Origin of the sequence: Peribacillus acanthi (assembly GCF_003073175.1) — a bacterium.
Classification (GTDB): Bacteria; Bacillota; Bacilli; order Bacillales; family DSM-1321; genus Bacillus_BN; species Bacillus_BN acanthi.
Map to the genome: position 1 here is coordinate 1 of NZ_QBBX01000041.1, position 4,652 is coordinate 4,652.

The 4,652-nt window shown below is 38.1% G+C and carries 4 protein-coding genes and 2 rRNA genes; 3 read left to right on the plus strand and 3 right to left on the minus strand.

Annotation, left to right across the window (positions count from 1 at the left end):
• Together DBX25_RS20275 and DBX25_RS20280 are read right to left on the minus strand one after the other, a co-directional pair.
• Window positions 1–61, minus strand: a 16S ribosomal RNA gene (locus tag DBX25_RS20275); the annotation flags it as partial.
• Between the two features lie 479 nt (window positions 62–540).
• Window positions 541–1,782, minus strand: coding sequence for a translocation protein TolB (locus tag DBX25_RS20280; protein WP_170110155.1), 1,242 nt, complete (start codon window positions 1,780–1,782; stop codon window positions 541–543).
• A 553-nt stretch (window positions 1,783–2,335) separates the two neighbouring features.
• Here DBX25_RS20280 and DBX25_RS20285 point away from each other — a divergent pair.
• The 3 genes from DBX25_RS20285 (at window position 2,336) to DBX25_RS20295 (ending at window position 4,099) form a co-directional block, all read left to right on the plus strand.
• The gene (locus DBX25_RS20285; protein ID WP_108672567.1) at window positions 2,336–3,157 is read left to right on the plus strand and encodes a GNAT family N-acetyltransferase; all 822 of its coding nucleotides are present in this window, start codon (window positions 2,336–2,338) and stop codon (window positions 3,155–3,157) included.
• A gap of 108 nt (window positions 3,158–3,265) precedes the next feature.
• Entirely contained in the window at window positions 3,266–3,670 is a 405-nt protein-coding gene (locus DBX25_RS20290; protein WP_108672568.1) for a YciI family protein, read from the plus strand.
• Window positions 3,671–3,751: 81 nt separating this feature from the next.
• Window positions 3,752–4,099, plus strand: a complete 348-nt coding sequence (locus tag DBX25_RS20295; RefSeq protein WP_108672569.1) for a DUF2200 domain-containing protein — start codon at window positions 3,752–3,754, stop codon at window positions 4,097–4,099.
• Between the two features lie 473 nt (window positions 4,100–4,572).
• On the opposite strand, the gene rrf is transcribed toward DBX25_RS20295, so the two are convergent.
• Window positions 4,573–4,652, minus strand: a 5S ribosomal RNA gene (gene rrf, locus DBX25_RS20305); the annotation flags it as partial.

The following is a 4,652-nucleotide window of genomic DNA, read 5'->3' on the forward strand; positions in this document are numbered from 1 at the left end:
CTTGCATGTATTAGGCACGCCGCCAGCGTTCGTCCTGAGCCAGGATCAAACTCTCCAAAAAGTGTTTGACTTGCTCATAAAATATCTTATTTAAAAGACTTAAAATTAAACGTTGACGTATTGTTTTGTTTAGTTTTCAAAGAACAATTTCGTTTACTTCGTTACGAAGCAACTTTAATATCATATCACGACTTCTCGTTACTAGTCAACAACTTTTTTCAGAAGTTTTTCCGAAGTTTCAAAGGACAACTTGTCCAATCTTCAATGTTTACTAGGCGCTTGAGGCGTGTATTGAATATATTACTATCTTACACAAACAAAGTCAACGCTATTTTTTATAAAAGTATCCTTTTTTTAATCTTTTTGTTTGTTCAAATAGAGGTACCTATGGTCAAAAATCCCTCCTAAAGCAACCAAACCAACTAACGTGCAGAATTAGCTTAAGAAAAAAACGTAAGTTGAACTACCTATTTGTATTGTTATTTAAGTGATATATACTGCGTTTTATCTGTTCTTTTATATTTTTTTGAATTACTCACCTTAGTTATACTTTATCTCCTCATTGAGTTGCATTTTAAATAAAGCAGGTGATGAATCTACATCTTCTATCCATAAGTTCTCATCTTTATGATTAACATGCTTTATCCATACATCACCTTTGTAATTTTTGTCTTGCCTACGGACCCATGTGATATATGAGCCAACGACCTGAGGATCTTCATCTAACTCGTGTTCTTTTGGAAATGTGATTTGATTCTGAGTGCCAGAACTTAAAGCTATCTCATATAGAGAGGTAAACATTGTTGGAACTGGCCCCCCTTCCCACTCTTTGTTTTCCTGTGACCTTGCGACGATCACTTTTGAAGATGACAGCCACTCCAAATCTAAGTCTACATATCCTGTCGGTGTATATTCTACTTGCTTGGTGGATACCTCTATATTAGCAATTTTAGTAATCTTATTTTCAACAAAAAACCGACCTTCTCCTGAAATATAAGCTAATTGATTGCCTTGTGGTGCCCACTTAAACCAGTCCCTAAATCCTAACATCCTGCCGATGTCCTTAAACACTTTTCCATCTGAAGATAAGACACATAAAGGATTACTGTCCATTGCCCAAGAAGGGGTTGGGGTGCCGAGAAAGCTGACCCATTTTCCATCATTACTCCACTTAAAGCCATCCATAGTTACAGCAAATAAATCACTTTCATCAATTGGGATTGAGTACAATAGCTTCGCTTTGTTATCATTAAGATTCATATCCTTTGGAATTCGATACAACTTAATCGGCTCCCAGCCTGTGGGAAGACGGTTTGACCCAGCAGAGACAATAAACTCCTTACCATTTGGATACCATTCAAAGCCACTAACACCTAATGACACATTTTCAAATCCATAAGGTCTGCCATGTTTAGTCTTTGTAACATTTAGTACCCATCCAGATATATAAGCCAGTTCATTTGCAATAGGGGACCATGTAATAAATGAAGTCTCAATGCTAGGATATGGTTCATAGTTTTCTTTCCTCTTTGTATCATAGATCCACAGGTTAGACTTTTCTCCCTGCTTATCACCGTCGATGTACGCAATAAATTTACCATCAAAGGACCACTGAGGTGAATAAACATACTTATCCTTGGTAAGCTGAATCTCTTGATCTCCCGCTTTCATCCATAACTGGTGGTCACGAACAAACGCAGCCTTCACTAGCACTTCTGCCTTCGCCACAGTAATGAACTGAAATATGAAAAGCATCATGAGTAAAAATATTTTAATTGGCAAGGCATTCCCTCCTACTTACTTATTAATTCACTTAATAATTCACCTATTGAATTCAAGTTGATTCTCTGCTTTTAGTGGATGGTTGTTCTAATCTAAAGCTCACACTTAGTTCTGTGGCAGTGGAACAAAATTTATGTGAGGTTTTTTGGATATACGTGAGCGAGTTTGGAATAAGGCCAGATTAGGTTTGTTTAAGAAGGGAAAATTTGTACTTTATAGAATATCCGTTAAAGATATTGAACTTTCAGGAAAACGGTTGTTGAATGGAGATTATTATTGAAATTGCTAGAATGTTACTCATCATCTTGTTCATCATTAATTCCTTTTTATTAATAGAGATAGAATTAAAGAAACTTAATAGGATAAATGAAAAGTTAGTTTAGAAATTTAGAGAAATAAAGAAGAAAGCATTCTACGAAGGGGTAGGATAGTATATCTTTATAGATTATTTTTATATTTTTAAAAGGATAACAGCTAAATCAAATTGAAATTTTATTTATGAGAAAGGTAAGCATTTTACTTATTAAAACGATTTCCATAAAGGGGATAACTAATGTTTAGGACACAACAAATAAAAGAAATTGAACAATTGCAAAAAGAGTGCGAAACACATGATCAGCTACAACTGAAACTTAACTGGGATATGCTGAAAAAACGCGAGTCTAATCACCTAGACTTTCTTCATTATGAAAAAGGCGAACTTGTAGCTTTTTTAGCCTTATATCCTTTTGGATCGACAGTAGAAGTCTGTGGCATGGTGAAACCAAGTGAACGACTAAAGGGGCATTTCCGTCAATTGTTCCAACAAGCGATGGAAACAGCAAAACAGAACGGATACAAGAAAATCTTATTGAACGCACCTGCGGGTTCAGATGCAGCAAAATACTTTTTGAATAAACTAGGTGCTGTCTTTGCATTTACAGAACATCAAATGGAGTGGCATGCTAGTGTGGTTGAAGAAGTAGACGGGTTAACCCTGCGAAAAGCAAAAGCAGAGGATTTAGACATGCGTGTACGTTTGTCAGTTGAGGCGTTCGGTATGGCAGAAGAAGATGCCAAAAAGATGGAATGCTTGTTTGACAGTGATGGGGACAGTGATATGTACATGATTGATGTAGACGACAAAACAGTAGGGAAAATTCGTGTGAAACAAGAAGAAGGGCAAGCTTGGATATATGGATTCTCTATTTTGCCAGAACAGCAAGGAAAAGGAATTGGAAGGAAAGTATTGCTACGAGTCATAAAAGATCAAAGTTCAGATGGTAATTCAATTCACTTAGAAGTCGAAACGAAAAATGACCATGCTTTAGGATTATATGAATCTGTAGGATTCAAAGCAGTACATTCACAAGATTACTATACGTATCAATATTAATAAGCGGTGATTCTTTAATTTGAAGATCGCTATCTTTATTGAGGAGGGATAGTTGAAGAAGAAAAAAAAAAGGGAATTTGCCTCTTAAAAAGAAGGAGAAAATTTTTTATGCTTTTTATGCTGATTGTCAAAGCCTCAAAGAATTCAGAAGCCGGAAATCTCCCGAGTTCAGAGCTCATTGAAGCGATGACGAAGTACAATGAGGAATTAGTTAAGGTAGGCGTGCGGGTTATGGCTAAAGGACTTCATCCAAGTTCAAACGGGATTCGCCTTTCGTTTCCGAAATCAGGGGAAAAACCAGTGATTACAGATGGTCCATTTACCGAAACGGAAGAATTAATTGCCGGGTTCATTCTAATTGATGTGAAGTCGTGGGAAGAAGCCATCGAGTGGGCCATGCGGATGCCGGACCCGCAAGGACATGGAGAAGGTCAGATTGAATTGCGTCAAGTATTTGAGGTGCCGGAGCTGGAGAATCCAGGAATGTTAACCAAGGAAAGGATCGATAGTTGAACAAGACAATCGTTCATACACTAAATGGAAGTAAATCTCAAAAAACTACATAACAAGACAGATAGAAAGGAAAGATTTTTCATGACCAAACACAAGATTTATACAACGAGTTTCGCAAGTGTCTATCCACATTATGTTACGAAGGCGGAGAAAAAAGGACGTACGAAAACAGAAGTCGATGAAATCATCGGTTGGTTGACAGGGTATAGCCAGAAAGAGTTAGAAGCCCAACTGGAAAAACGAACAGACTTTGAAACCTTCTTTGCGGAAGCTTCAATGAATCCTTCACGGAATTTGATCAAAGGTGTGGTCTGTGGTGTGCGAGTTGAAGACATTGAAGAACCAACTATGAAGGAAATTCGCTATTTGGATAAGCTGATAGATGAATTAGCAAAAGGAAAAGCGATGGAGAAGATTTTGCGTAAATAAATTCTAAGGGAGTTAGTTTAGTAGTTCGATAAAAAATGCTCTTCATTCATGCCTTGTACATTTTACATGCCGATTAATTTGCTATTTCGCCTTTTTTAATAATAGTTAAGGAACCTCCCGGTTCTCCACAAACAAAAAAGACCAGCTTCATCAGCTGATCTTTTTTGTTTGCCTGGCAACGTCCTACTCTCACAGGGGGAAACCCCCAACTACCATCGGCGCTCGAGCTTAACTTCCGTGTTCGTATGCCGACAAGCGATGTCCTTCGGATTCCTTCGTCAGCTTCAGTCACTCAGTCCTCATGTGCAAAGCACACTCCGGGCTTCGCTCCTTCTCTTCCTCGGACTCCTCGAACCTCCCTCGTCGGAGCTTACTATAGCCTATCTCCCTTTACTCAATTAATAGTTAAGGAACCTCCCGGTTCTCTAAAACAAATAAAAAAGACCAGCCTCATCAGCTGATCTTTTTTATTTGCCTGGCAACGTCCTACTCTCACAGGGGGAAACCCCCAACTACCATCGGCGCTGAAGAGCTTAACTTCCGTGTTCGGAAT